This is a genomic window from Mesorhizobium sp. M1328 (assembly GCF_040318075.1).
Classification (GTDB): domain Bacteria; phylum Pseudomonadota; class Alphaproteobacteria; order Rhizobiales; family Rhizobiaceae; genus Mesorhizobium.
In genome coordinates this window covers 470,558-495,740 of the sequence record NZ_JAMYLO010000001.1, presented here as the reverse complement: position 1 = coordinate 495,740, position 25,183 = coordinate 470,558, and the positions used below count along the sequence as shown (strand labels likewise).

Sequence of the window (25,183 nt, the reverse complement as noted above, 5' to 3'; positions counted from 1 at the left end):
GATCACGACCGTTTCATCGGGCTGCGCGCCTCGCCGTCGCGCCAGTCGCCGCTCGCCCACATGGCGTCGAGAGCCGAGCGGTAGTCGGGGAAGCGAAAGCCATAGCCGGCCGCCTTGATCGCTGCATTGGCGACACGCTTATTTTCGCCATAGAAGGACCGCGCCATGGGCGAAAGTTGGGCGGTCTCGAACGGAATTTCGGGTGGCGGCTCGATGCCCATCAACCTGGCGGCATAGGCGACGACGTTCTGCGGCGGCGCCGGCAGGTCGTCGGTGACGTTGAAGATGCCGCCGCGATTGCCTTCGGCGAGATGCCAGAGCGTGCCGGCAATATCGTCGCAATGGATGCGGTTGAACACCTGGCCCGGCTTGACCAACCGCCGGGCGGTGCCGTTTTCCAGATTGACCAGGGCGTTGCGGCCTGGCCCATAAATGCCGGAAAGCCGCAGGATCGCCACCGGCCGGCCGACGTCGTGGCCCAGTTTCAGCCAATCCTGCTCGGCGGCAACCCTCATCACTGATCGCTTCGATACTGGCCGGCATTCGGCGGCCTCGTCCACCCAATTGCCGCCATGGTCGCCATAGACGCCGACGGTGGAGAGATAGGCGATCCATTCGAGCTCCGGCATGTTGGCTGCGATCACCTCGCGAGCCGCGCCCAGCACCGGGTCGCCGGCCTCGTCCGGCGCGACCGAAACGACGAGATGGGTTGTCTTCCCAAGCGCATCGCCGATTTCGGAGGTCAGCGTGCCATCGAAACGCAGCGGCACGATACCGGCTTGCCGCAGCGCCGCGAATTTTTCCGGCGACCGTGTTGTACCGAAGATCGTTGTGTCGGCATCCCTGTTGGCGCGGGCGAAGGCCTTGCCCGAATAACCGGCGCCGAAGATGAAAACCTGCTTTTTGGTCATGTATGCGCCTCGATCGGCTTTGGCAGGGCCAGAAGCCATTCGCCTCTCACAGCCTCGTCATCTTCTGCTTGCAAAGCGGTTGCGGCACGTTCGGCAAACTCCCGACCCGGCACCAGCCGCGATAGCGCCCATACCGCGGCTCCGCGAACCAGGGGCGAGGCGTCGTCGAGCAGCGCGCGGACGGCGCCGGCAAGCGACAAATCCTGAGAATTGCCGGCGGCGATCAGCACGTTGCGGATGAAACGATCGCGACCGATGCGCTTGATCGGCGAGCCCGAAAAAAGCGCGCGGAAGGCAGCGTCGTCGAGGCGCAGCAACTCGGCGAGCGACGGTTCGCGCAAGTCCGCGCGGGCGGCAAGCTTTGCCTCCGAAGCAGCTTGGGCGAACTTGTTCCACGGACAGGCGGCCAGGCAGTCGTCGCAGCCATAGATGCGATTGCCGATCTTTTCCCGGAACTCATGTGGGATCGGCCCTTTGTTCTCGATGGTGAGGTAGGAAATGCAGCGCCGCGCATCGAGCCGATAGGGCGCCGGAAAGGCATCGGTCGGGCAGGCGTCGAGGCAGGCCCGGCAGGAGCCGCAATGATCGTCCTCCGCCGCGTCCGGCACCAGTTCGGCCGTCGTGAAGATGGTGCCGAGGAACAGCCAGGAGCCATGCGCGCGGCTGACCAGGTTGGTGTGCTTGCCTTGCCAGCCGAGGCCGGCCGCCTCGGCCAGCGGCTTTTCCATCACCGGCGCGGTGTCGACAAACACTTTCACGTCACCGCCGGCGCGCGCCACGATCTTGCCGGCGATCTCCTTCAGTCGGCCTTTCATCACGTCATGGTAGTCGCGGTTCTGCGCATAGGCCGAGATCGCGCCGCGGTCGCGCTTCGCCAGCACCTCGCGTGGATCGTGGTCGGGGCCGTAATTCATCGCCAGCACGATGATCGAGCGGACCTCCGGCCAAAGCGTCGTCGGTTTGCCTCGCCGCTCGAGTGTTTCGGCAATCCAGCCCATCGAGCCGTGAAAGCCGTCGGCAACGAATTCGGCCAGCCGTTTCGGCGCCTGCGGAATCGCATCGGGCGTTGTGACGGCAACGGCGTCAAAGCCGGCGTTCCGCGCCTCGCGGTCGATCAGCGCGCGCAGCTTTGCCGTATCAGAAATCGAGGTCCGCATAGTGTGACACCGGCGACAGGCCACGCACCCGGTCGGACAGAAGCGGCCGGAACGAAGGCCGTGATTTCACCCTTGTATACCATTCGCGCGCGGCGCTGTGTTCGCGCCAGTCGATCTCGCCGAGATAGTCGAGCACCGACAGTGCTGCTGCCGCCGCGAGATCGGCATAGGTGACCTTGTTGCCGGCCAGCCAATGACGGGTTCCGGCCAGCCAGTTGGTGTATTTCATGTGCTGGCGGATATTGGCGCGGGCGGCGCGGATCGCCGCCGAATCGGGCGAGCCGCCGCCTGCCGTTTCCGGCATGACCGGCTTCAGAACGCGCTCGCGCACCAGATGCCGGGTAACCTCGCTTTCCGCCTTGTTGAGGTACCAGTCGGTCAGCCGGCGGATTTCGGCGCGCTCCATCGGATCCTCGGCGAACAGCCGCTTGTCGCGCTTGAGTACGCCGCGCGTCTCGTCGAGATATTCGGCAATGACCATCGCGCCGACGATCGGCACGTCGCCTTCGGCGAGCAGGATCGGCAGCGTGCCGGCCGGGTTCAGTGCCAGGAACTCCTTGCGCCGCGTCCACGGCTTCTCTTCGATCAGCGCCAGTTCCTCGCCATACTCGCCAAAGGCGAGGCGGACGAAGCGGCAGCTGGCGAACATCGGATGGTGGAAAAGCGTCAGCATGGTCCCGCGATAATAAAGCGCACTGGCAAATCGCCGGCTGCGCCGGTAAGTCTTGGCCGCCCGATTCAGGGGCTGTCAGGGTGCTGGGACCTATAGGGGGAGTTCCGCGCCGTGACAAGCAAGCCGTTTCTCAAGACCTCACTCCAACGCCGAGGTAGCCATGGAAAGCCAGACCGTCGTCGAAGCGCTGCTGCTCGGCATGCTCGAGGGCCTGACCGAGTTTATTCCGGTGTCTTCGACCGGTCATATCCTGCTCGCCGGCCATTTCCTCGGCTTTCATTCGACCGGAAAGGCCTTCGAAATCCTGATCCAGCTCGGCGCCATATTGGCGATCCTCAGCGTCTACTTCCGCCGTCTCTGGAAGATGCTGCTCGAGCTGCCCTACGACCGGCTGACGCGGCATTTCGTCCTTGGCATCCTCATCGCATTCCTGCCGGCGGCAATCATAGGCGCGCTGGCGCATGATTTCATCAAGACGGTGCTGTTCGAATCGCCGCGGCTGATCTGCATCATGCTGATCATCGGCGGTGTCATCCTGTTGCTGGTCGATCGCATGAAGCCGAAGCCGTATTACCACGATGTCGAGCGGTTTCCGACCAGGCTTTATCTGCAGATCGGGCTGTTTCAGTGCTTGTCGCTGATCCCCGGCACGTCGCGCTCGGGCTCGACGATCGTCGGCGCGCTGCTGCTCGGCGTCGACAAACGGGCGGCGGCGGAATTCTCCTTCTTCCTTGCCATCCCGACGATGGTCGGCGCTTTCGCCTTCGACCTGTTCAAGAACCGCAATGTACTGAGCAGCGCCGACCTGCCCATAATCGCCGTCGGCTTCGTCGCCGCCTTCGTCACCGCGCTAATCGTCGTGCGCTTCCTGCTCGACTACGTCTCGCGCCACGGCTATGCGCTGTTCGGCTGGTGGCGGCTGGTCGTCGGCATCGTCGGCCTGACGGGGCTGGCCATCTGGGGGTGAGCCGGCGCGGATAGCGCAATCCCAGCCGGAACTCTATTCTTGCCCCACGCCGAGCCATACGATCTTGTGGACGTATGGTTGGCAGGGGGAATGCATGAGCGAAGTTCTTGACGCCCTCGTTATTGGCGCCGGGCCGGCGGGGCTCGGCGTCAGCTATTTCTTGAAACGGCGGGGCCGCAACCACCGTGTGCTCGATCGAGGCCGGATCGGCGAAACGTGGCGAACGCAGCGATGGAACTCGTTTCGACTGAATTCGCCGACCATTCGCTCCATCTTACCCGGTGATTCCTACGAGGGGCCCGAGCCGTGGGGCGCGATAACCCACCACGAGTTTGTCGCGTATCTCGAAGGCTATGCCGAGCGGCACCGTCTGCCGGTAAGCACCCAAAATCCAGTACATGAGCTGACGAGAGACGATGGGATCTTTCGTATCACCACGACGGACGGGGCGTTTCTGGCGCGCAATGTGGTGATCGCCACTGGCGACCAAAATCGGCAGGTTCGGCCACCAGGATCGACTGACTTGCCAACCGCAATTCGCCAAGTCGATTCCTCGGCTTATCGCAACCCGGCCGAGTTCGAGAGTGGCGCGGTGCTGGTGGTCGGCAGCGGCCAGTCGGGCGGCCAGATCGCCGAGGATCTGGCGCTGGCCGGACGTGTGGTCTTTTTGGCGACCAGCCGCAACGGCCGTTGGGTGCGGCGATACCGCGGGGGCAACATACTTAAATGGCTGACGCTATCCGGGTTTCTCGACGTCCCGCGCAAGGAACTCGTCCTTCCCTCCGGCAAGCTGCAGGCCCGCGCGCTGGTCGGCGCGACCCACACGATCAGCCTGCAATCGCTGAGCGCGCAGGGCGTGGTGCTGCTAGGCCGCTTCAGGGGTGTGGAGAATGGCAACCTCGTCTTCGGCGACGAGCTCGACGACCATATGCGATTTGCCGACGAGGTTTCGGCGGATGCCAAGCGCCTGGTTGACGAGTACATAGAGCGCGCCGGCCTCGATGCGCCACTGGCCGAGGACGATCAGGATGAGACGATCGAACCGCGCCTGCCCGATCCGCCGATCCGCTCCCTCGACTGGACGGCGAGCGGCATCAGATCGGTGGTCTGGTGCACGGGCTTCACCGGCGATTTCTCATGGGTTCGGCTTCCCGGCGCGCTCGATGCAGCCGGCCAGCCCGTCCACGAGGATGGCGTCAGCGCTGTTAAAGGCCTCTTTTTCGCCGGCCTCGATTTCGGATCGACGCGGAAGTCGGGCACCATACCAGCCATTCCAGAGGAGGCGGCCGCCGTTGTGGAGCGACTTGTCCAAGGTGGAGCCGACTTGCCACGGAACGACGTCTAACCGATCCGTCGAGCGCGGGTTGTTGAACGTGCAAGAACATGACAGCTCTGGCGCGATCAAGACGACGCACGCTGCCTTTGTCGAAGCGCACCGATAATTTTCCGCAATCGGATTGGCGCGACAGCCAGAAATCGGCGGCGCCTTCGATGCGGCGCTCCGATTCGCGGCCGACTGCATCCATTGCCTCCATCAGCGTGCGGTGCGCCTTGACCTCGGCTGGTCGTCTTCGGGCTGACAGCACTGGCCATCTGGGGTGAGCCGGCGCAGTCATTCGGAATGGTCGCCCTGGAGACGCCAAAGGAGGTGCATCAAGGCGCGCGATCGGTCAGCGCGCTCGCACCTTCCTCCGCGGCGCAATGTGCGCAGCAGTAGATGATGTCATCCTGTTCGACGCCATGTCCGATGATCCGGCATCCGCAATGCGGACACGTCGGAGCAAGTTTCTGGACCGCGCATTCGAAGCTGTCGAACGTGTAGGTCTCGTCGGCCATCGTCACTTTGAAAGCCTTGTCGTAGTCATTCCCGCATTGATCGCATCTGGCCATAGTTCTTTTCCTTCTTTCATTGGCTTCAAGCTCGACCAACCTGTCGCGCGGCGATAGGTTCCCGCCGGGATCAGGGGGCCGTCCTAAGGCGGAGACGAGCGCGAGCCTACGCCACGGCGCTGTTCGATCACGCGGATCACCTCGTCGATATCCCGCGGCTCGATGTCGAGTTCCTTCAGGCCCGGCGCGTCATTTGCTGCCACATTATCCTGACGCATAAGATCGATCTGGTTGCGCGTTATGGGGGCAGCCGGGAGGAGTTCCGCGACGCCAGCCAAGGCGTTCCATACCGCAAACGGCACCGGCATCAGCTTGACGTGCGTATCGAGCTGTCGGGCGATCTCCCGAAGCAGTTCCTTATAGGTATAGATACGCGGGCCACCGAATTCGAATATGGATGAACCCATGTGGCTCCGCCCGTCGATCAGCCGGCTCACTGCTTCCGCGACGTCTGCCACATAGACCGGCTGAAGCCGTGTGCCACCATCGCCGAACAGCGGATAAACCGGCAGGAGGCGTATCATCCTCACAATGGTCGTGAGGAAAGCGTCGTCAGGTCCTGTCATGACGGCGGGACGCACAATGAAAGCGCCGGGAAATGCGCTTTCCACGGCAACTTCTCCGCGTCCACGTGCCCTTATATAATTCGAATCCGATTGAGGATCGGAGCCGATCCCTGAAATCTGGACGAACTGATCGATCTCGCCGTTGCGCGACGCGGCAGCGAGATCGGCCGCGGCTTTCACATGGACGCGTTCAAAGGTCTGGACGCCCTGCTCGACGTAAAGACTGACAGCATTCACGATCACCTGTGATCCGGTAATGGCCGACCCGATCGAGGACGCATCCAATATATCCGCCTCGACTGCTTCGGGCATCCTTGTACTCGAGGAAAAGACCAGGGCCACGCGAGCCGGATGGCGAGATGCGGCACGGACCGTGAAACCCCTTTCCAGGAGCCGCTTCACGATCCTGCGCCCGAGAAAGCCGGTTCCGCCGAACACGGTGACGATCCGTTCCGGGTTGAGATCGTCAGGATCCATTTGCCTCGCCATCCCTAGTCCTCGCGTAGCTGCGACGAGGACTGCCCTGGCTGGCATTTGAACCAGCCCGTCGAACATCAGGACGATTGGAGAACAACGCAGGAACGCTTTTGTTCCAGTCAGATAGACAAACCGAACGATTGAGCGAACGCAGGTGAGCGCCGGCACATGATCGAGGCTGCCGACGAAAAACCCCGAATGCCTCCTACCGGACGTCCGCTTTTGCGCGGCGCATCGAAGGTCAGCAAATGGCGCGACTTCCTTGTTCCCATCGACGAGACGACAGGCAACATAATCTGAACCGGAGATCGCAGCAAAACCGACCCCACTTCGGGAATAGCCTAGCTCCGCCCGTAGAAAACGTTCTCGACATGCACCGGCCAGCGCCACGGCAGTACCGCCACCATGTCGAAGCGCACCGATAATTTTCCGTAGTCGGATTGGCGCGACAGCCAGAAATCGGCGGCGCCTTCGATGCGGCGCTCCGATTCGCGGCCGACTGCTTCCATTGCCTCCATCAGGGTGCGGCGCGCCTTGACCTCGACGATCAGCACCAGATCGCCGCGCCGCGCGATCAGGTCGATCTCGCCGCACCTGGTACGGTGTCGGCGAGCCAAAATCCGGTAACCCTTCAGCATCAGCGCCGCCGCCGCCAGCCATTCGCCGTGATGGCCGCGCCGGTAGGCCTTTTGCCGGCTGGCGCTCGGCCGTTCAGCCATCGCCGTCTCCGCCGGCCCTGAGGTCAAGCAGCCGCCGGTAGAGCGCCTGTTTCTGGCCACCCGTCATCTTGGCGGCTTCCGCCGCTGCCTTGGAGGCCGGCATCTCGGCGGCGAGCGAAAGCAGAAGCCGGTCGATGTCTTCAGGCTCATCAGCGACCACATCCGCCGGGCCGACGCAGATGACGATTTCGCCTTTCGGCGTATCGGCTGCGGCGTAATGGCTGGCGAGCGACTGGAGGGTGCCGGTCCGCATCTCCTCGAAAGTCTTGGTCAGCTCGCGGCCGATCGCCGCCTTGCGGTCACCGCCCAGTGCCTCGACCATGGCATTGAGCGTCTCGGCCAGCCGGCGCGGCGATTCGAAGAAGATCAACGTTGCCGGCACCGCCTTCAAAGCTTCCAGCCGCGTCAGCCGCTGCCCGGTCTTCACCGGCAGGAAGCCGGCAAACAGAAAGGCGTCCGAGGGCAGGCCGGATGCCGTCAGAGCGGCAAGTGGCGCCGACGGTCCGGGGATCGGCACGACACGAATGCCGCGTTCCAGCGCCTCACCGACCAGCCGGTATCCGGGGTCGGAGATGAGCGGCGTGCCGGCATCCGAGATCAGCGCGACGCTCTGCCCGGCCTCGAGTGCCGCGATCAGCTTCGGCCCGGCCTCGCCGGCATTGTGTTCGTGGTAGGCGGTGGTGCGGCGGCGGATGCCGTAGCGGTCGAGCAGCACGCGGCTGACACGTGTGTCCTCGCAGGCGACGATATCGGCGGCGGCGAGCGTTTCCAGCGCGCGCAGCGTGATGTCGGCGAGATTGCCGATAGGCGTCGCCACCAGATAGAGCGCCGGCTCGAGCGGCCGGGCGGCAATCTCGGTCTGCCCGACCACATAACTGCGTTTGGCCGATTCGCCGGTCACCTGCACAACTCCGTTCGACCCTGTTTGGCACGGCTCACGCTTGGTTGCAAAAGCCTGGGTTGCAACGGCCCGGGTTCCAGAAGGGATGCCGACGTGAACCAGCCGCCATGCCTTCGCCATAGTAGGGAACGAAACCGTTGCCGGCGAATTTTACACCTGATCTCGGGAGGAGCAGGATGGACAGCCTGACGATACAGGACGTTTTCGAACCCTATTATGCCGGCCGCAAACGCTTCGCTGCGCCATGCGACAAAGGCCTGCCTGCCGAAGCCGCAGATGGCAGAGCCAAGAAGCCGCTTGCACGCCAGCGATCGGCAGAGAGTAAGCCCGCAAACGAAACCGACCGCACGATGGAGCACTGACCGGACGATGCCCAATCGCTTCGACATTTTCATCACCCGCCTCGAAACAAAAAGCGCCCGCGATGGCGCAGCATCACATCCCACAGCCGACCAGCACCGTGCCTCGCGCGACAAAAGCGAGATCAAGCCGGCGCGCTCCGGAGAGACCAGCGAAAAAGATCGCGCCAAACACCGCCACAAGCACGAGGCTTGACCACCGCAGACCTTCGCGATTGGTCGAGACAGCTCTCGAAAGCGCGGTTGCGCATGCTCCGCGATGTATCATTCAACCCAGATACTTCGAGACGCGCGCCTCCAGCAGGCCCACCAGAGCCGGGTCCATGAATTCATAGTCGTCGGGAATATCGAGGCAGATTACTCGAGCCTTTTTCAGGCTTGTCTTGAATTTCTGCTGCAGTTTGGCGCGGTGCGGTTTTTCCATCACGAAGATGATGTCGGCCCAGGCAACGAGTTCATGCGTCAACGGAGTGTCGGCATCGTGATTGGTGCCCGCTGATGCGACCTCGATGTCCCGCCGCTTGGAAAACAGCTGCTCCGCCGTCGGGCTGCGCAAGCGATTCTGGCTGCAGACGAAGAGAACGTTCTTCAACGTGCTATCTGGCCAGATCCGCCACGACCGCATCGAGCACGATCATGCCGGCCGGCGTGGCGCGCAGGCGGGCATTGCCGATCGGCGCCACCAGGCCTTCGTCCTGCAGCACCGACAGCCGTGCCGTCGACAGGCCGCGCCCTGAAAATGCCTCGTAGCGGGAAAGGTCGATGCCTTCCGCCAGCCTCAGCCCCATCAGCAGGAACTCGTCGGCCTCTTCCGACCGCGTGAGGATCTCGCCGCCGGTAACGCCATGGCCCTTGGCCTCGACCAGATTGGCCCAGGTCTCCGGCATTTTCTCGGCGATCGTCACCACGCGCCGCCCGCTCTCGACGAAGCGGCCATGCGCACCGGGACCGACGCCGACATATTCGCCATAGCGCCAATAGGTGAGATTGTGCCGGCTTTCGGCGCCGGGCCTGGCGTGGTTAGAAATTTCGTAGGCCGGCAGTCCGCGTGCGGCGGTGATCTCTTGCGTCAACGCGTAGAGATCGGCGGCAACCTCATTGTCTGGAATGATGAATTTCCTTGCCGCATGCAGTGCATGGAACGGCGTGCCTTCCTCGATGGTCAGCTGATAGAGAGACAGATGGTCTGCGGCGTGGCCGATCGCCTGCTCGAGTTCCGTCTGCCACGCTTCAGGCGTCTGGTCCGGCCGCGCGTAGATCAGGTCGAAGGACAACCGTGGGAAAATCTCGCGCGCCAGGCCGATCGCATGCAGGGCCTCATCGACATTGTGCAAACGGCCGAGAAAGCGCAGATCCTTGTCGTTCAGCGCCTGCACGCCAAGCGACACCCGGTTGACGCCCGCCGCGCGATAGCCGCGAAAGCGCTCGGCCTCGACGGAGGAAGGATTGGCCTCCAGCGTCACCTCGATGCCACCAGGCACCGTCCAGTTCTTCGCCACTGCATCCAGCACCGCCGCCACGGTCTGCGGCTTCATCAGCGACGGCGTGCCGCCGCCAAGAAAGATGCTTGTCACCTCGCGCGGTCCCGTGCGGCCGCGCATGGTCGCCAGCTCGGTCTCGAAGGCGCGGGCAAAACGCTCCTGGTCGACCGGCTGGTGGCGGACATGGCTGTTGAAGTCGCAATAGGGGCATTTGGCCGCGCAGAACGGCCAGTGGACGTAGACGCCGAAACCAGGGCTGCGGTCGAGCAGCATGGTCATGCGGCGGCCAATCGGGCTTGGGCGAATTTCTGAAAGGCGCGGGCACGGTGTGACAATGCGGTTGGCTGGCCGGGCTTCCAGCCATGCTTTTCCTCCGCGCTCATCTCGCCGAAGGTCTTTTCGAATCCGTTGGGCAAGAACACCGGATCGTAGCCGAAGCCGAGCTCGCCGCGCGGCGGCCATACCAGCATGCCCTCGACCTCGCCGCGAAAATATTCCGCCTGGCCGTCGGGAAAGGCCAGGCAGATCACCGCGACAAAGCGGCCCTTGCGCTGGGCAGGCGTGATCGCGCCAACTTCCTGCAAAGCCACTTCCGTGCGCTGCATGGCCATGCCGAAGTCGCGGGAGCCGTCCGGCGTCTCGGCCCAGTTGGCGGTGTAGACGCCGGGTGCGCCGTCAAGCGCATCGACACATAGGCCGGAATCGTCCGACAGCGCCGGCAATCCAGTGGCCTTGGCGGCGGCCAAGGCTTTTATGAGGGCGTTCTCCTCGAAAGTGCTGCCGGTCTCGTCCGGTTCCGGCAAGCCGTATTCCTTGGCGGACTTCGCTTCTATGCCGAACGGCGCCATCAGATCGGCGAATTCCCGCAATTTGCCGGCGTTATGGCTGGCGACGACGATCTTATGCCCGTCAAGCGAGTGAACAGTTGGCGAATGCATCAGATGCCCCAGATTCTTGGCTCGGCGAATTCGATCGAATTGCCCGAGGGGTCGCGAATATAGATCGAGCGGCCGCCCTGCGGCCATTCGAACTCGCTTTCGATGGCGATTTTCTTCGCCTCAAGATGGGCTTTCCAGCGCGGGATTTCATCCGCGCTTGCGGCGAAGCAAAGATGCCCCTCGCCGACGGCGCCATGCGGCGGCACTTTGAGCTTGGCATCGGACGCCGGCGGCACCTTGGTCGCCTCGGCATTGAAGATGAGCAGCACGCCGTCGCCGCAGCGGAAGAAGAGATGCCTGCCGTCGACTTTGCCGAGCGGATCGAGCCCGAGCACGCCCGAATAGAACCGTTCCGCGGCAGCAAGATCCGTCACGTAGAGTGCTGATTCCAGGATTGCGGAAGGGGTCACAGGATCGTCAACCTCATCGTCATAAACTGAAGATCAGTCCACGGCCATCTGCTGCAGGCTGACCAGGCGCTGAATGCCCTTCTTGGCCAATACCATCAGCGCCGCGAACTGCTCTTCCGAGAACGGCTCGCCCTCGGCCGTGCCCTGGATCTCGACGATACCGCCCTTGCCGGTCATGACGAAATTGGCGTCGGTGCCGGCCGAGGAATCCTCGATGTAGTCGAGATCGATGACCGGCTGGCCATCATGGATGCCGCAGGAGATCGCCGCAACGTGATCCTTCAGCACCTTGCCAAGGCTCGCCATCTGGCGGACTTCCATCCAGCGCAGGCAATCGTAAAGCGCCACCCAGCCGCCGGTGATCGAAGCGGTGCGCGTGCCGCCGTCGGCCTGGATCACGTCGCAGTCGACGGTGATCTGCTGCTCGCCGAGCGCCTGCAGATCGACCACGGCGCGCAGGGAGCGGCCGATCAGCCGCTGGATTTCCAGCGTGCGGCCGCCTTGTTTGCCGGCCGAAGCCTCGCGGCGCATGCGCTCGCCGGTCGAGCGCGGCAGCATGCCATATTCCGCCGTCACCCAGCCCTTGCCGGAATTGCGCATCCAGCCCGGCACCTTTTCCTCCAGGCTGGCCGTACACAGCACATGCGTGTCGCCAAACTTCACCAGGCACGAGCCTTCCGCATGCTTGGAGACGCCGCGCTCGAAGGAGATGGGGCGCATTTCGTCGAATTGGCGTTTGGAAGGGCGCATTCAGGCTTCTTTCTTTCTTCGGAATCTTGGCCGGGCTTGTAGCCGCACGGGGCGCTAGGCGCAAAGGAAAATGGACCGGTTGCGCCGCCGCCGCGGAAGTCTATATCTTCGGGCCGGAGGTTTTTGGCTCGAATGACCAAGGCAGTCGATCCCGGTTCGCAATCGCACGTGCTTCCGTCGCACGCGCTGCAATCGCCCGCGCTTCAATCGCTCGACATGCGTTCGCGCGACATCTTTCGGCGCATCGTCGATTCCTATTTGAAGGATGGCGAGCCGGTCGGTTCGCGCAGCCTGTCGCGCATCCTGCCGTCGTCGCTGTCGCCGGCCACCATCCGCAACGTGATGAGCGACCTTGAGCATCTCGGCCTGATCTATGCGCCGCACATTTCGGCTGGCCGGCTGCCGACCCAGGCAGGCCTGCGTTTCTTCGTCGATGCTTTCATGGAACTCGGTGACCTCTCCGACGAGGAGCGCCGCACCATCGAGGCGCAGGTGCGCGCCTCCGGCTCGGGCGCGACGCTGGAGCATATGCTGACCGAGGCCAGCCAGATGCTGTCCGGCATGTCGCGCGGCGCCGGCCTCGTGCTCGCCGCCAAGAACGAGGTGGCGCTGAAGCACATCGAATTCATCCAGCTCGAGCCGACCAAGGCGCTGGCCGTGCTCGTCTCGCAGAACGGCGACGTCGAAAATCGCGTCATCGATCTGCCCGCCGGCATCACCGTCTCGCAATTGCACGAAGCCTCCAACTTCCTCAACGCCCATATCCGCGGCCGCACCCTGGCCGAGGCGCGGGTCGAGATCGCACGCATCAAGGAAGAGACCAGGGCAGCCCTCGACACGCTGTCGCAGGATCTGGTCGAGAAGGGCCTGGCGGTCTGGGCAGGCGCCGAAAGCGGCGTGCCTGGGCGGCTTATCGTGCGCGGCCGCGCCAATCTCCTGGAAAACGTCACTGCCCAGGCCGACATAGAATTGCTGCGGCATCTGTTCGAGGATCTGGAGACGCAGGATGGGCTGATCCAGCTCCTCGACCTCGCCGAGGAAGGTCCGGGGGTGCGCATCTTCATCGGTTCGGAAAACAAGCTGTTTTCGCTGTCTGGCTCCTCGCTGGTGGTGGCACCCTATCGCGACAAGGACGCGCGCGTCGTCGGTGCGCTCGGCGTCATCGGGCCGACGCGGCTGAACTATGCCCGCATAGTACCGATGGTCGACTATACCGCGCAGCTGATTTCGCGCATGCTGCGCTAGGAGCCGCCGCGGCCTGCCGCAAGGAGAAAAAGAATGGCGCTGGAATCGTTCAAGGCCCAGATTAGCCTGCTGCTCGAGGAAATGGTCAATCAGCCTGAGGATCAGCACGAGGTGCAAGAGCAGTTGCGTGAGAAGCTGCAAGAGATGCGGGCCATGGGCCTGCCGCTGCCGGCCGATCTGGTCGCGCTGGAAAAGCGCCTTGATGACGATTTCTACGCCTCTGGCAACTGAAGGGGTTCGGCTTCAAATCCTCGTGTTCCGGACGACCGCTTGGAACGACCAATGCCTGATCCCGTTTGTCCTCTTCGAGGCGAATCCCGGAGGACGTTGATGACCCGATCTGGCGGCTTTGCGGCCATTGCCGCGGCTCTCCTTGTCGCGACACCGGCATCCGCCCGGCAGTCGGATCAGAAGGTGCTCAAAGGCGAAGCCGCTTTTGGCGATTGGCACGCCGACAGGCCTGGCGTCCGCCGCCTGATCGGGCCGCAAGACATGCCGCCAGCCGATCCCGCCCAATCCGCTTCGAACGGCGCCGGCGTGACGGAGCGGCCCGAAAGCGCCAAGCCAGAATTGCCGCCGGGCTTTTCGGCCGAAATAATCGCCTCCGGACTCTATAATCCGCGCGTCGTTCGCGTCGCTCCGAACGGCGACCTGTTCATCGCCAACGGCCATGCCGACCAAATACGTGTCTACCGTCTGGCCGAGGGCCGCGCCAAACCCATCGAGAAAGCGATTTTCGCCAAGGGCCTCAACTATCCATATGGCATCGCCTTCTATCCGCCAGGCGACAAGCCGCAATGGGTCTATGTCGCAAGCAGCGACAGCATCGTCCGCTTCCCCTATCGCGACGGTGACCTAAAGGCGTCCGCTAAACCAGAAACCATTGTCGCCAAAATCCCGTCGGGCGGTCACTCGACCCGTGACATCGCCTTCTCGCCTGACGGCAAGACGCTTTTTTTATCGGTTGGCTCGGACTCGAATGTCGCCGAGGACATGGACAAGCAACCCGATGGCGGCGTCGACGCGTGGGCGAAATCAAAGCCGCTCGGCGCAACGTGGGGCTCCGAGGAAGGCCGTGCAGATGTGCTCGCCTTTGACCCGGATGGGAAAAATCCCCGAACTGTCGCCACCGGCCTGCGCAACTGCACGGGCATGACGGTGCAGCCCGCCACCGGCGCATTGTGGTGCGTCGTCAACGAGCGGGACGAACTCGGCGACAACGTGCCGTTCGAATTTGCAACTGCGGTCAAGGACGGCGGATTCTATGGTTGGCCTTGGTACTACATCGGCAATAACGAGGATCCGCGCCATCAGGGCGAGCGGGCAGACCTGGCCGGCAAGGCCACTGTCCCCGATGTATTGATGCAGGCGCATTCGGCGCCGATGAACATAGCCTTCTACGACGGCAAGAACTTCCCGGCGGATTATCAGGGTGACGCCTTCGTCACCATGCATGGTTCGTGGAACCGTGGCGCCAGGACCGGCTACAAGGTGGTGAGGCTCAAATTCAGGGATGGCAAGCCGACCGGCGAGTATGAGGACTTCATGACCGGCTTCGTCATCTCGAACGACGCCGTCTGGGGCCGCCCGGTCGGTGTCGCGATGGCCAAGGACGGCTCGCTGATCGTCACAGAGGACGGTAACGGCACCATCTGGCGCGTTACCTACGAAGACGGCCGCTCCTGAACGGCGGTGTCGCCTGCTGCGCTGGCGCAATCGAATCCGGCCCGAGGGAATTCACCCAACTTCAACATTGTGCGACAAGCGCGAATCATGACGCTCACCGGGTTCCTCGCCTACAGCGCCGCCCTCGGCATCGCCGCAGCCATCCCCGGCCCAGGCGTCACCGCGCTCGTTGCGCGTGCACTGGGCTCCGGCTTCCGCTCGTCGCTGGCCATGTCGTTCGGGCTGATGCTCGGCGACCTGACCTATTTGACTGCCGTGGTGCTCGGCCTCGCTTTCGTCGCACAAACTTTCGGCATGGTCTTCCTGGCCATCAAATGGCTGGGCGTCGCTTACCTCGCTTTTCTTGGCTGGCGTTTCTGGACGAGCGGCATCACGCCCGAAACGGTGGAGGCAAAGAAAGGCAAGGGCGGCTTGGCATCCAGCTTTGTAGCCGGCCTTGCCGTCACGCTCGGCAATCCGAAGACGATGATCTTCTATCTCGCCATCACCCCGACCATCGTCGATCTGAAGGCGATCACGCTGGTCGACTACGGGATCCTTGTCGCGCTCACCATCGTCGTCCTGCTCGTGGTGCTGGTGCCCTATCTGGCGCTGGCGGCCAAGGCGCGCTGGTTCCTGAAGTCGCCGCGGGCGCTGAGGGCACTCAACCGCACCGCCGCCGGATTCATGGTCGGTGCGGCGGCGGCAATTGCCGCCCGCCAATAGACCTCTTTCGCCAATCCGCCCAGGGATTGTCACGCCTTGCAAGGGCGGGGGTATTCAGCACGAACTTCACTCGGATATTTTTCGATCGACAGCCTATCTTGCGCGGTGGATGGCTCTATCCTATGCCGCTTGACCTCTGGGAGGAAAATCAATGAACAAGCCCGCCACCCCCACACACGTGCCCGGCCGCGGCCGCATCTACAATTCGATCACCGAGACGATCGGCGACACGCCGCTGGTGCGGCTTGATAAATTCGCCAGGGAGAAGGGTGTCGTCGCCAATCTGCTGGCCAAACTCGAATTCTTCAACCCGATCGCCTCGGTCAAGGACCGCATCGGCGTGTCGATGATCGAGGCATTGGAGGCTTCGGGCAGGATTACGCCCGGCAAGACCACGCTGATCGAGCCGACCTCGGGCAATACCGGCATCGCGCTCGCCTTTGCCGCCGCCGCCAAGGGCTACAAGCTGATCCTGACCATGCCGGAAACCATGTCCGTCGAACGCCGCAAGATGCTGGCGCTGCTCGGTGCCGAACTGGTGCTGACCGAAGGGCCGAAAGGCATGAAGGGCGCCATCGCCAAGGCGGACGAGCTGGCGGCAACGCTGCCCGACGCCGTCATTCCGCAGCAATTCGAGAATCCGGCCAATCCGGAAATCCATCGCCGCACTACGGCCGAGGAAATCTGGAACGACACCCATGGCGAAGTCGATATCTTCGTTGCCGGCATCGGAACCGGCGGCACCATCACCGGCGTCGGCCAGGTGCTGAAGAAGCGCAAGCCCTCGGTGCATGTCGTCGCCGTCGAACCGGAAGCCTCGCCGGTGCTGTCGGGCGGCCAGCCAGGCCCGCACAAGATCCAGGGCATTGGCGCCGGCTTCGCGCCAAAAATCCTCGACACGACGATCTATGACGAGATCGTCAAGGTCTCGAACGAGGATTCGGTTGCCAATGCACGGCTCGTCGCTCGGCTCGAAGGTGTGCCGGTCGGCATCTCGTCGGGTGCCGCCCTGCAAGCGGCAATCGTCGTCGGCTCGCGGCCCGAGAACAAGGGCAAGAACCTCGTCGTCGTCATCCCCTCCTTCGCCGAGCGCTATCTCTCGACGATCCTGTTCGAGGGATTGGGCGCGTAGAGTCTGGACACCTCGTCATCCCAGGGCGGAGCGAACGCGAAGCGGAGCGCAGACCCTGGGATCCATTCCGTGAGCGTGGCCAACGAATACCGCGGTGCAGATGTGAAAGCCGTTGCAACATCGGCAGCATGCACGCTGTCCTCCGACATCTAAAGGCTCTGCACCGTCGCGACGCTCAGAAGTTACGGCATGGACCAGGGTCTCGGCGACGTCGCTTCGCTCCTGCTCCGCCCCATACATGACGAAGGTAGGTGGGCTTCAGCCAATCTCGAAGGTTTGCGCTAGACTAGTTCACCTAGGGCAACAGGCTCCAACCCGTGCGCCGAGGACCCAGATAACAGCACTGGCCCGCTGAAAAAACACCTGTGGCGGCTCCCGCTCGCTTGAGTAAAGCGGCGCTTCGGTTCAGATCGTCGCCGGCCTTGCACCGGCTGGCGGAGGACTTCATGTACAAGCTCTATACGCGTGCCAATACCGGCGGCTTTGTCGTCGAGGCGGCGCTCGCTTTGGTGGGTGTGCCTTTCGACCAGATCGACGTTCCGAAGGGCCGACTCGATCAGGCCTTTTTAGACATCAGCCCCTTGAACCAGGTGCCGGTCCTGATCATGCCGGACGGACGCTCGATGACCGAATCGGCGGCGATCTGCATCCTGCTGGCCGAGCGCCACCCGGAAGCAGGACTGGCGCCCGCAGCAAGTTCGCCGGACCGTGCCGACTTCCTGCGCTGGATGTTTTTCATGTCCTCCGTCATCTATTCGGCTGACCTGCGGTTCTTCTACGCGCATCGCTACACGACCGATCCCCGCGGCGTGGACGCTGTCAAACAGGCGGCGGTCTCGGAAATGGATCGCAGCTTCGCCATTCTCGATGCCGCCCTCGAAGGCCGTGACTGGCTGGCCGGCGACCGGCTCTCGCTGGCCGACGTCTATCTCGTCATGTTGGTGGCCTGGCATCCGGAGGTCGCGAAGGTTCCAACCGCTTGGCCGAACATCGAACGCCTGTGGGCCAATTTGCGGGAACATCGGGTGATGAAGAGGCTGAATGCTGCCCACGACATGTGGCCGGCCTAAGCACTCCGCCTTGTCTCAGTGTCTTTCCGCGCGGCCGAGCCCTGCCCGTCGTTCCTGCAGGAACCGGCGCACGGCCGGATCGCGTTCGAGGCCGATAGCCCGGTCATAGGCCTCGCTCGCCTCCCGAATGTTGCCGAGTCTGGCCAGCAGGCCCGCGCGGGCGGCCCAGTAAGGTTGATAGTCGTACAGCCGTTTGTCGCCGCTGAATTGATCAAGCGCGCTCAATCCTGCCGAAGCACCTTCGGCCTCGGCAATGGCCACCGCGCGATTGATCGACACCACCGGCGAGCCGGCGATTACCGACAGCGCGTCATAGAGCTCCTTGATCGCGACCCAGTCGGTAGAACCGGTCAGCCGCCGTGTCGTATGGGCGGACTGCACCGCGGCCTCGAGCTGGTAGCGGCCGACAACGCCTTCGGCTGCGGCGCGCCTGAGCAGCGTCTCCGCTTCATCGATCATTGCGTCGTCCCATAGTGCAAGATCCTGCTCGGCCAGCGGTACGTAATCACCCGCCGCATTGCGCCGGGCTGCACGCCGCGCCTCGGCGAACAGCATCAGCGCCAGCAGGCCGAGCGCCTCCGGCTCGTCCGGCATCAGCGTGGCCATCAGACGGCCTAGCCAGATGGCTTCGGTCGCGAGATTGCGGCGCCGCGTTTCGGTGCCGGCCGGGTCGGACCAGCCTTCGGCAAACGCCGCGTAGATTGCTTCCAGAACGGTGCCCAGCCGCTCACCGAGCTCGGCCCGCTCCGGCACGCGGAACGGAATGCCTGTCTCGCGAATTCGCGTCTTGGCGCGCACCAGGCGCTGGCTCATCGTGGCTGGCGATATAAGAAAAGCCGAGGCGATCGTCGCTGCGTCGAAGCCCAGGACCGTCTGCAGGATCAGTGGCGCGCGGACGCCGGCCTCGATCGCCGGATGGGCGCAGGCAAACATCAGCCTGAGCCGCTCGTCCGGCAGGTCTTCCTCGGCCATGCGTGCCTCCATCTCCTCGGCGATCAGCCTGAGGTGGTCGCGGCCCGCCTCGCTTGTCAGCCGCCGTCTGACCGCATCGACGCGGCGCCTGCGCGCCACCGCCAGCAGCCAGGCTTCCGGCTTGTCGGGCACCCCCGCCTTTGGCCAACGCTCGAGCGCCGCTGCAAAGGCATCAGCCAATGCGTCCTCGGCAGCGGCCACGTCGCGCGTGCGTGCGGCGAGATAGGCGACCAGCTTGCCGTAGCTTTGCCGGGCGGCCGCTTCCGCCGCCGCCCGCGCGGTATCGGGCAGTTCCGGCATCACATGGTGAGTTCCCAGATCGGCCGCACCTCTACGGTGCCGGTGCTGGCGCCCGGGCAGCGCGCCGCCCAGGCAATGGCCGCGTCGACGTCCTCCGCTTCGATCATATAGAAGCCGGCAAGCTGCTCCTTGGTGTCGGCATAGGGGCCGTCGAGCACGTTGGTCTTGCCATTGGCCATCCGCACCGAGGTAGCGGATTGCGTCGGCTTCAGCCGGTCGCCGGCGAGCCAGGCGCCAGATTTCTTCAACGCTTCGGTATAGGCGACATAGGCGCTCGACATCTGTGTCACCGCGTCTGCCGGCGCGGCTGCCATCCCCGCTTCGTTTCCGTAGATCAAAAGCATATATCGCATGGTCTTCTCCCGTTTCTAAGGCCGCATCGTTGCGAGCCGGACGTATGTCGCGCGGCCCTGCCCGATTTCGACAGGCGCTGGAAAAATCTTTCGGCCGCGATGCGACCTCGCGCAAGCGCCGATGTGCTGGGGCACTGCTTAGCCGTTCGTCTAATCGCTGCTATTGCGGGTTGGCATTTCCCGCCCGCTGTCTAAACTCGCCTCGCTTCGTGCCGCAGAGGAGGGCACGGGCCGAATTTTCAGGGAGGAAATCGCATGCCCAATTTCAGGACGAAATTTATTGCGGCGGGCGTGCTGGCGCTGTCGCTTGGCCTTGGCGCGGTATCAGTCAAGGCACAGGAATTCATCAACGTGCTGACCGGCGGCACGTCCGGCGTCTACTATCCGCTCGGCGTCGCGCTGTCGGAAATCTACGGCAAGGGCATCGAAGGCGCGCGCACCCAGGTGCAGGCGACGAAGGCCTCGGTCGAAAACCTCAATCTCTTGCAGCAGGGCAAGGGCGAGATCGCTTTCGCGCTGGGCGATTCTGTCAAGCTGGCCGCCGAAGGCAATACCGAAGCCGGCTTCCCAGGCAAGCTCGATAAGCTGCGCGGCATCGCCGCCATCTATCCCAACTACATCCAGATCGTCGTCAGCAAGGAATCCGGCATCAAGACGCTCGCCGATCTCAAGGGCAAGAGCTTATCTGTCGGCGCGCCGGCCTCGGGCACCGAGCTCAACGCCCGCACGATATTTGCCGCTGCCGGGCTGAAATACGAAGACCTCGGGCGGATCGAATATCTGCCCTTCGCCGAATCGGTGGAACTGATCAAGAACCGCCAGCTCGACGCCACGCTGCAATCGGCTGGCCTTGGGGTCGCGTCGATCCGTGACCTCGCCACCTCAGTGCCGGTAAACATCGTTGCCGTGCCGGCGGAGGACGTCGCCAAGATCGGCTCGCCCTATCTTTCCGTGGTCATCCCCAAGGGCACCTATGAGGGCCAGACCGAGGATGTCGCGACCGCCGCCGTCGGCAATTTCCTGATCACCAGCGCCGATGTCTCCGACGAGACCGCCTACCAGATGACCAAACTGCTGTTCGAGCATCTCGACCAGCTCACCGCTGCCCACGCCGCCGCCAAGGCGATCGACCCGGCCAAGGCGCTCGACGGCATGCCGGTGCCGCTGCATCCAGGCGCCGAGAGGTATTACAAGGAAAAGGGGCTCATCAAGTAAAGCGTCCCCTCCCCCTTGAGGGGAGGGTGGCCCGCAGGGCCGGGAGGGGTCCTCGGCGACGCGCTCCCTCGTTCAGGCAAAGGTCGAGGCAGTTGAGGTTATCCCACACGTCCATCCGCCTTCGGCGGCTGTCCACCCTCCCCCCAAGGGGGAGGGGAGCGCCCCGCCAGGAACCCCGCTAATGACCGAAACCCCGACGATTCTTTCCCCCACCGCCGAAATCCCTGTCGAAGGATTGCCGCCTGGCTTCGGCGAAGGCATCGCCGGCAAGGCGGCGTTTTTTATCGCCATCGCGTTCTCTATCTTCCAGATCTACATCGCCGCCTATGGCAGCCTGCCGAGCCAGGTCGTACGCGCCATGCATGTCGGCTTCCTGCTGCTGCTCGGCTTTGCCCTAATCGCCAATCTGCGCGCCAAAGGCGTCCCGGCGAAAGCAGTGTTCTGGACGCTCGGCCTGCTTGGCTTCGCCACCGGTCTGTACAATTGGGTGTTCTATGCCGACCTCATCCGCCGCTCCGGCTTTCTCACCACGCCTGACCTGATCGTCGGCGCGGTGCTGGTCGTGCTGGTCTTCGAGGCGGCGCGGCGATTGATGGGGCTGCCGCTCGCCGTCATTGCCTTCATCTTTCTCGCCTACGCATTTGCCGGCAATCATCTGCCGCCGCCTTTCATCCATCGCGGCTATGATTTCGCCCAGCTCGTCGACACCTTCGCCTATGGCACCGAAGGCATCTACGGCACCCCGATCTATGTCTCGGCCGCCTACATCTTCATCTTCGTCGTCTTCGCCGCCTTTCTTGAGCGCGCCGGCATGATCGCGCTGTTCAACGATTTTGCGCTTGGCCTGGTCGGCTCATGGCGCGGCGGCCCGGCGCAGGTCTGCGTGCTGTCCTCGGCGCTGATGGGCACCATTTCGGGTTCCGGCGTCGCCAATGTGGTGGCCAGCGGCCAGTTCACCATCCCGCTGATGAAGCGCTTCGGCTTCCGCTCGGCCTTCGCCGGAGCTGTCGAGGCGACCTCGTCGATGGGCGGCCAGATCATGCCGCCGGTGATGGGAGCGGTTGCCTTCATCATGGCCGAGACCCTGAACATCCCCTATGCCGCGGTGGTCAAGGCGGCGATCATTCCGGCGCTGCTCTATTTCGGCGCGTGTTTCTGGCAGGTGCACCTGGAAGCCGGCAAGGCCGGGCTGCACGGCATGGCCAAGGCCGACCTGCCGAATCCGTGGGATGCAGTGAGACAACATTGGCCGCTGGTACTGCCTCTCGCCGCACTGATCTACCTGCTGTTTGCCGGCTACACACCGGTCTTCGCCGGCACCATGGGCCTGGCGTTGACCATTGTGCTCATCCTCGGCACGCCGCTGGCAGCATCGATCGGGCCGCTCGCCTTCCGCGTCGTCTTCTGGCTGGCGCTCGGGCTTGCCGCCGCCTCCTTCATGAAGTTTGGCGTCAACATCCTCAGCGTGGTCATCGCCGTGCTGGTCGCAGCCTGCCTCACCTTCAAGGGCGGGCGCGAGACGCTGCGCATATGCGTGGATTCCCTTGCCGAGGGAGCAAAGAACGCGCTGCCGGTCGGCATTGCCTGCGCCATCGTCGGCATCGTCATTGGCACGTTGACGCTTACCGGCATCGCCTCGACCTTCATCGGCTGGATCATCTCGATCGGCGAGAACAATCTGTTCCTGTCGCTGCTTTTGACCATGCTCACCTGCCTGGTGCTCGGCATGGGCATACCGACCATTCCCAACTACATCATCACTTCGTCGCTGGCCGGGCCAGCGCTGCTGTCGCTCGGCGTGCCGTTGGTGGTCAGCCATATGTTCGTCTTCTATTTCGGCATCATGGCCGATCTCACCCCGCCTGTGGCGCTGGCCGCCTTCGCCGCCGCACCCATGGCCAAGGAAAGCGGCCTCAAGATCGGCATCCAGGCAACCAAGCTTGCCATTGCCGGCTTCGTGGTGCCGTTCATGGCGGTCTATACCCCGGCGCTGATGCTGCAGGATCCCGGCCCGATCGCCGCCCAGTTCGGCTATCCCGTCGAGGTCGCTTATATCGTCATCAAAGCCTGCATGGGTATCGTCCTGTGGGGCGCCGCGGCCGTCGGATTTCTCGCCCGGCGCATGGCCTGGTGGGAACGCCTCGTCGCGTTCGCCGCCGGCGTGCTGCTGGTTGCGGCGCTGCCGCTCACCGACGAGGCGGGCTGGGCGCTGTCCGTTGCCTGGATCGGCTGGCACTGCTGGCGCGCGCGGCAGGCTTCGCTGGCCAATTCAGCATGAGCCTCTGCATCGTCGCGGCCGGCAAGACGGTGACGCTCGCGGTCGCTGCCTTCACGCTCTCCTGGGTGCATTCGGTGGAGAAGACCCAGTGGCAGGAAGACTGGAAGGTGCTGCCGTTCGGCCTGGAGCTGGTCGAGGCCCGCATCAAGGGATCGGGCGCCGGGATGGAGCCGCCGCAGGGCTCGGCGCTGCGCGACGGCTGGTGGGTCTATGCGCCCAAGGTCGGGCCAAAGCGGCGCCTCGTGCTCGCCGCCTCGGGCGCTACGGGTCAGGGCTGGACACTGTGCACGGCGCAGGACTGCCGCGAATTGGCCAAGGTGGCAGGCGACACGATCTCGCTGGAGCCGTGCGCACCGGAGGGCTCCAGCCAACCGCGGTAGCGAGCGATCATGCCGGCAAGCGGATGCGAGATATCGACATGGAAGCGGAAGCGGCCATCCTCCACCGTTTCGTGGGAAGTCGAGCGTGGACCGAGCCACATCGGCAGCGGCAGGCCAAAAAAGCTCCAGCGGCGCAAGACCAGTGCCAGCCGGCCGTCCTCGGCAACCAGTGCCATCGCGAAGGTCAGCGGGCCGAAGCGTTCGCACAGCAGGCGTTGCGATCGACCCCGGCCTGCGAACTGTAGGCTCGAAAAACTGTGCTTGCCGAATGTCCGCGTCCAGGTCTCGCCGTCCTTGTCGGTGTCGAAGCGGACATGAACCGGGATGTCCTCGCTTGCCCCGGGGAAGCCGACCATCCAGGCCATTAGCCGGCCAAGAACATTGCGCCCGCGTTCGACGCGCGCGCGGCCTGCGGCGGTGATCGTACGGTCATGCATTGACCGAATTGCCTCGGGAAGGCCTTGCCAGGCGGCACCGAGCAGCTCGGCATAAAGCGGCTTGTCCTCGTCCGCGGCCCCGTTCCCGAAGCCGGTGTAGATCGTCCGCCCGGCGAACAGGGCCTCATAATCCCGGAGCTCCAAATCGCGCACCGCCGCCCGTGCGCCCGGCGCCGGCTGATGTCCGGCCAGCACTTTGCGGACCAGCGCTTCGACCGCCATAGACGGGATCAGCGGCCCATCATTGCCCTCGGCCAAGAGATGCCACGAGCGCTTGACGATGGCGCCCGTGCGGTCCGATCCCTCCACCTCGACGAACATGCCGCCGCGATGCTCGCCCCAGCGCAGCCGGTTCGTTGCCTGATGCATCAGCGGCGCCAGTGGCGAAAGCGAACTGATCAATCCGGCGCGCACCAGCCAGGCGAGGCAGATCAGGGCGCGGTGCAGCACCTCGGGTACCGGCCCGGCTCCCATCCAGATGGTCCTCGCCTCCGGCCAAAGCGCGGCCAAGGCGCGCAGGTCTGGAACGTCGACCAGCGAAAACAGCGTGTTTCGAAGCGGCAGCCGGCCCGGCGGCGCGATCGTGTAGCGCAGCTGCTCGATAAACAGACGGCCTTGTTCGGGACGGCCATTACGAACAAGGCGCACCGGCTGACCGGCGTAACCGGCGATGGCGCGAATGACGTTTCCGCCGACACCGGCGAAGGGCGACGGCGCGATGCCGTCGCGAATGCCGTCAACCCGCGTCAGGTCCGAAGACAGGCGACGCACCACCGCCGCCGTCAGCACCGGAAAGCTCGAGACGCCGGACAGCACGAAGACGCCGGCGTTTCGCGCCGCCTCGTCGAACGCAGAGACACCGGCGACGAAATCCGAGCCGTCGGCAAGATCGAGATAGTTGACGCGCCGGGCGATGCATGCCTCGATCAGGCGATAGCGTCCCTCGCCATAGGCCTGGAACGGACCGCTCGCGTCGACCACAATATCAGGCTCAAATGCAGCGAGTTGCGCGGCGAGATCGCCGTCACGGTCGAACAGTGCCGGCACCAGCCGGGCTGCTGTCGGGGCGCGCCTCTTGCAATACGCGTCAGCCTTGGCGAGCGAGCGCCCGGCGACGAACAGGATCAGACGCGGCTCGCCCTCCAAAAGCTCGACGGTGCGACCGCCAAAGGTGCCATAGCCGCCGACGACAAGAACCTTCATCCGCAGTT

At 64.0% G+C, this 25,183-nt stretch carries 27 protein-coding genes and 1 pseudogene; 12 read left to right on the top strand and 16 right to left on the bottom strand.

The features are described 5' to 3' along the window. Positions 1-2: 2 nt before the first annotated feature. The 3 genes from NKH23_RS02455 to NKH23_RS02445 are packed head-to-tail and all read right to left on the bottom strand — an operon-like array spanning position 3 to position 2,741. A complete protein-coding gene (locus tag NKH23_RS02455; protein ID WP_352715997.1) occupies positions 3-911 on the bottom strand; it encodes an SDR family oxidoreductase in 909 nt (302 codons plus the stop codon). After that, complete coding sequence (queG, locus tag NKH23_RS02450; protein WP_352977017.1) at positions 908-2,068, bottom strand: tRNA epoxyqueuosine(34) reductase QueG; 1,161 nt, start codon at positions 2,066-2,068, stop codon at positions 908-910. Before queG ends, NKH23_RS02455 begins: the two co-directional genes overlap by 4 nt. Further along, entirely contained in the window at positions 2,049-2,741 is a 693-nt protein-coding gene (locus tag NKH23_RS02445) for a glutathione S-transferase family protein (RefSeq protein WP_352476844.1), read from the bottom strand. Before NKH23_RS02445 ends, queG begins: the two co-directional genes overlap by 20 nt. Before the next feature lie 160 nt (positions 2,742-2,901). On the opposite strand from NKH23_RS02445, the gene NKH23_RS02440 reads away from it, so the two are divergent. Both NKH23_RS02440 and NKH23_RS02435 read left to right on the top strand, forming a co-directional pair. Continuing rightward, positions 2,902-3,708 carry an undecaprenyl-diphosphate phosphatase gene (locus tag NKH23_RS02440; protein ID WP_352716003.1) on the top strand — a complete coding sequence of 269 codons (807 nt, stop codon included), beginning with the start codon at positions 2,902-2,904 and terminating at the stop codon, positions 3,706-3,708. 94 nt (positions 3,709-3,802) lie between these two features. Continuing rightward, positions 3,803-5,053 (top strand): flavin-containing monooxygenase, encoded by a 1,251-nt coding sequence (locus NKH23_RS02435; protein ID WP_352977016.1) that lies wholly within the window; start codon positions 3,803-3,805, stop codon positions 5,051-5,053. Between the two features lie 67 nt (positions 5,054-5,120). Here the strand turns inward: NKH23_RS02435 and NKH23_RS34530 are convergent. The 5 genes and pseudogenes from NKH23_RS34530 to rsmI all read right to left on the bottom strand — a co-directional run. After that, a pseudogene (locus NKH23_RS34530) lies at positions 5,121-5,267 on the bottom strand (PDDEXK family nuclease); the annotation flags it as partial. Between the two features lie 94 nt (positions 5,268-5,361). Beyond that, positions 5,362-5,598 (bottom strand): metallothionein, encoded by a 237-nt coding sequence (locus NKH23_RS02430; RefSeq protein WP_352913167.1) that lies wholly within the window; start codon positions 5,596-5,598, stop codon positions 5,362-5,364. 83 nt (positions 5,599-5,681) lie between these two features. Continuing rightward, positions 5,682-7,031, bottom strand: coding sequence for a complex I NDUFA9 subunit family protein (locus NKH23_RS02425; RefSeq protein ID WP_353024794.1), 1,350 nt, complete (start codon positions 7,029-7,031; stop codon positions 5,682-5,684). Continuing rightward, on the bottom strand, positions 6,983-7,360 hold the full coding sequence (locus NKH23_RS02420; RefSeq protein ID WP_353034191.1) for a YraN family protein: 378 nt from the start codon (positions 7,358-7,360) through the stop codon (positions 6,983-6,985). Before NKH23_RS02420 ends, NKH23_RS02425 begins: the two co-directional genes overlap by 49 nt. After that, positions 7,353-8,261, bottom strand: a complete 909-nt coding sequence (gene rsmI, locus NKH23_RS02415; protein WP_352977014.1) for a 16S rRNA (cytidine(1402)-2'-O)-methyltransferase — start codon at positions 8,259-8,261, stop codon at positions 7,353-7,355. The genes NKH23_RS02420 and rsmI overlap by 8 nt, the downstream gene beginning before the upstream one ends. 297 nt (positions 8,262-8,558) lie before the next feature. Here rsmI and NKH23_RS02405 point away from each other — a divergent pair, with 297 nt between their 5' ends. Beyond that, positions 8,559-8,816, top strand: coding sequence for a hypothetical protein (locus NKH23_RS02405; RefSeq protein WP_352912225.1), 258 nt, complete (start codon positions 8,559-8,561; stop codon positions 8,814-8,816). Between the two features lie 72 nt (positions 8,817-8,888). On the opposite strand, the gene NKH23_RS02400 is transcribed toward NKH23_RS02405, so the two are convergent. From NKH23_RS02400 to rph, 5 genes are read right to left on the bottom strand one after another with little or no spacing between them, the layout of a single operon-like run. Next, positions 8,889-9,212: a low molecular weight protein tyrosine phosphatase family protein gene (locus tag NKH23_RS02400; RefSeq protein WP_352912196.1), complete on the bottom strand. Its 324-nt coding sequence runs from the start codon at positions 9,210-9,212 to the stop codon at positions 8,889-8,891. Between the two features lie 4 nt (positions 9,213-9,216). Further along, positions 9,217-10,380, bottom strand: a complete 1,164-nt coding sequence (hemW, locus tag NKH23_RS02395) for a radical SAM family heme chaperone HemW (protein ID WP_352912194.1) — start codon at positions 10,378-10,380, stop codon at positions 9,217-9,219. Beyond that, positions 10,377-11,039 carry an RdgB/HAM1 family non-canonical purine NTP pyrophosphatase gene (rdgB, locus tag NKH23_RS02390; protein ID WP_352912192.1) on the bottom strand — a complete coding sequence of 221 codons (663 nt, stop codon included), beginning with the start codon at positions 11,037-11,039 and terminating at the stop codon, positions 10,377-10,379. The genes hemW and rdgB overlap by 4 nt, the downstream gene beginning before the upstream one ends. Then, the gene (locus NKH23_RS02385) at positions 11,039-11,449 is read right to left on the bottom strand and encodes a VOC family protein (RefSeq protein WP_352469079.1); all 411 of its coding nucleotides are present in this window, start codon (positions 11,447-11,449) and stop codon (positions 11,039-11,041) included. Before NKH23_RS02385 ends, rdgB begins: the two co-directional genes overlap by 1 nt. A gap of 33 nt (positions 11,450-11,482) precedes the next feature. Next, complete coding sequence (rph, locus tag NKH23_RS02380; protein WP_292658263.1) at positions 11,483-12,199, bottom strand: ribonuclease PH; 717 nt, start codon at positions 12,197-12,199, stop codon at positions 11,483-11,485. 132 nt (positions 12,200-12,331) lie between these two features. Here rph and hrcA point away from each other — a divergent pair, with 132 nt between their 5' ends. The 6 genes from hrcA (at position 12,332) to NKH23_RS02350 (ending at position 18,037) form a co-directional block, all read left to right on the top strand. Further along, positions 12,332-13,444, top strand: a complete 1,113-nt coding sequence (gene hrcA / locus NKH23_RS02375) for a heat-inducible transcriptional repressor HrcA (protein ID WP_352469078.1) — start codon at positions 12,332-12,334, stop codon at positions 13,442-13,444. Between the two features lie 33 nt (positions 13,445-13,477). After that, positions 13,478-13,675 (top strand): hypothetical protein, encoded by a 198-nt coding sequence (locus tag NKH23_RS02370; RefSeq protein WP_254818005.1) that lies wholly within the window; start codon positions 13,478-13,480, stop codon positions 13,673-13,675. Positions 13,676-13,774: 99 nt separating this feature from the next. Then, positions 13,775-15,130: a PQQ-dependent sugar dehydrogenase gene (locus NKH23_RS02365; protein WP_352912190.1), complete on the top strand. Its 1,356-nt coding sequence runs from the start codon at positions 13,775-13,777 to the stop codon at positions 15,128-15,130. A gap of 87 nt (positions 15,131-15,217) precedes the next feature. After that, on the top strand, positions 15,218-15,835 hold the full coding sequence (locus tag NKH23_RS02360) for a LysE family translocator (protein WP_352912189.1): 618 nt from the start codon (positions 15,218-15,220) through the stop codon (positions 15,833-15,835). A gap of 151 nt (positions 15,836-15,986) precedes the next feature. Next, positions 15,987-16,967, top strand: coding sequence for a cysteine synthase A (gene cysK, locus NKH23_RS02355; RefSeq protein ID WP_023718844.1), 981 nt, complete (start codon positions 15,987-15,989; stop codon positions 16,965-16,967). 446 nt (positions 16,968-17,413) lie between these two features. Continuing rightward, positions 17,414-18,037: a glutathione S-transferase family protein gene (locus tag NKH23_RS02350; RefSeq protein ID WP_352912187.1), complete on the top strand. Its 624-nt coding sequence runs from the start codon at positions 17,414-17,416 to the stop codon at positions 18,035-18,037. 15 nt (positions 18,038-18,052) lie between these two features. On the opposite strand, the gene NKH23_RS02345 is transcribed toward NKH23_RS02350, so the two are convergent. Both NKH23_RS02345 and NKH23_RS02340 read right to left on the bottom strand, forming a co-directional pair. Next, positions 18,053-19,309 carry an RNA polymerase sigma factor gene (locus NKH23_RS02345; RefSeq protein ID WP_352912185.1) on the bottom strand — a complete coding sequence of 419 codons (1,257 nt, stop codon included), beginning with the start codon at positions 19,307-19,309 and terminating at the stop codon, positions 18,053-18,055. Continuing rightward, the gene (locus NKH23_RS02340; RefSeq protein WP_023718846.1) at positions 19,309-19,662 is read right to left on the bottom strand and encodes a YciI family protein; all 354 of its coding nucleotides are present in this window, start codon (positions 19,660-19,662) and stop codon (positions 19,309-19,311) included. Before NKH23_RS02340 ends, NKH23_RS02345 begins: the two co-directional genes overlap by 1 nt. 255 nt (positions 19,663-19,917) lie before the next feature. Here NKH23_RS02340 and NKH23_RS02335 point away from each other — a divergent pair, with 255 nt between their 5' ends. The 3 genes from NKH23_RS02335 to NKH23_RS02325 all read left to right on the top strand — a co-directional run bounded on the left by NKH23_RS02335 (position 19,918) and on the right by NKH23_RS02325 (position 23,535). Further along, a complete protein-coding gene (locus tag NKH23_RS02335) occupies positions 19,918-20,877 on the top strand; it encodes a TAXI family TRAP transporter solute-binding subunit (RefSeq protein ID WP_352912183.1) in 960 nt (319 codons plus the stop codon). Between the two features lie 181 nt (positions 20,878-21,058). Next, positions 21,059-23,155: a TRAP transporter permease gene (locus tag NKH23_RS02330; protein ID WP_352977012.1), complete on the top strand. Its 2,097-nt coding sequence runs from the start codon at positions 21,059-21,061 to the stop codon at positions 23,153-23,155. Further along, complete coding sequence (locus tag NKH23_RS02325) at positions 23,152-23,535, top strand: DUF1850 domain-containing protein (RefSeq protein ID WP_352912179.1); 384 nt, start codon at positions 23,152-23,154, stop codon at positions 23,533-23,535. Before NKH23_RS02330 ends, NKH23_RS02325 begins: the two co-directional genes overlap by 4 nt. On the opposite strand, the gene NKH23_RS02320 is transcribed toward NKH23_RS02325, so the two are convergent. Continuing rightward, on the bottom strand, positions 23,424-25,175 hold the full coding sequence (locus NKH23_RS02320) for a saccharopine dehydrogenase family protein (RefSeq protein ID WP_353016111.1): 1,752 nt from the start codon (positions 25,173-25,175) through the stop codon (positions 23,424-23,426). The genes NKH23_RS02325 and NKH23_RS02320 overlap by 112 nt on opposite strands. Positions 25,176-25,183: the final 8 nt, after the last annotated feature.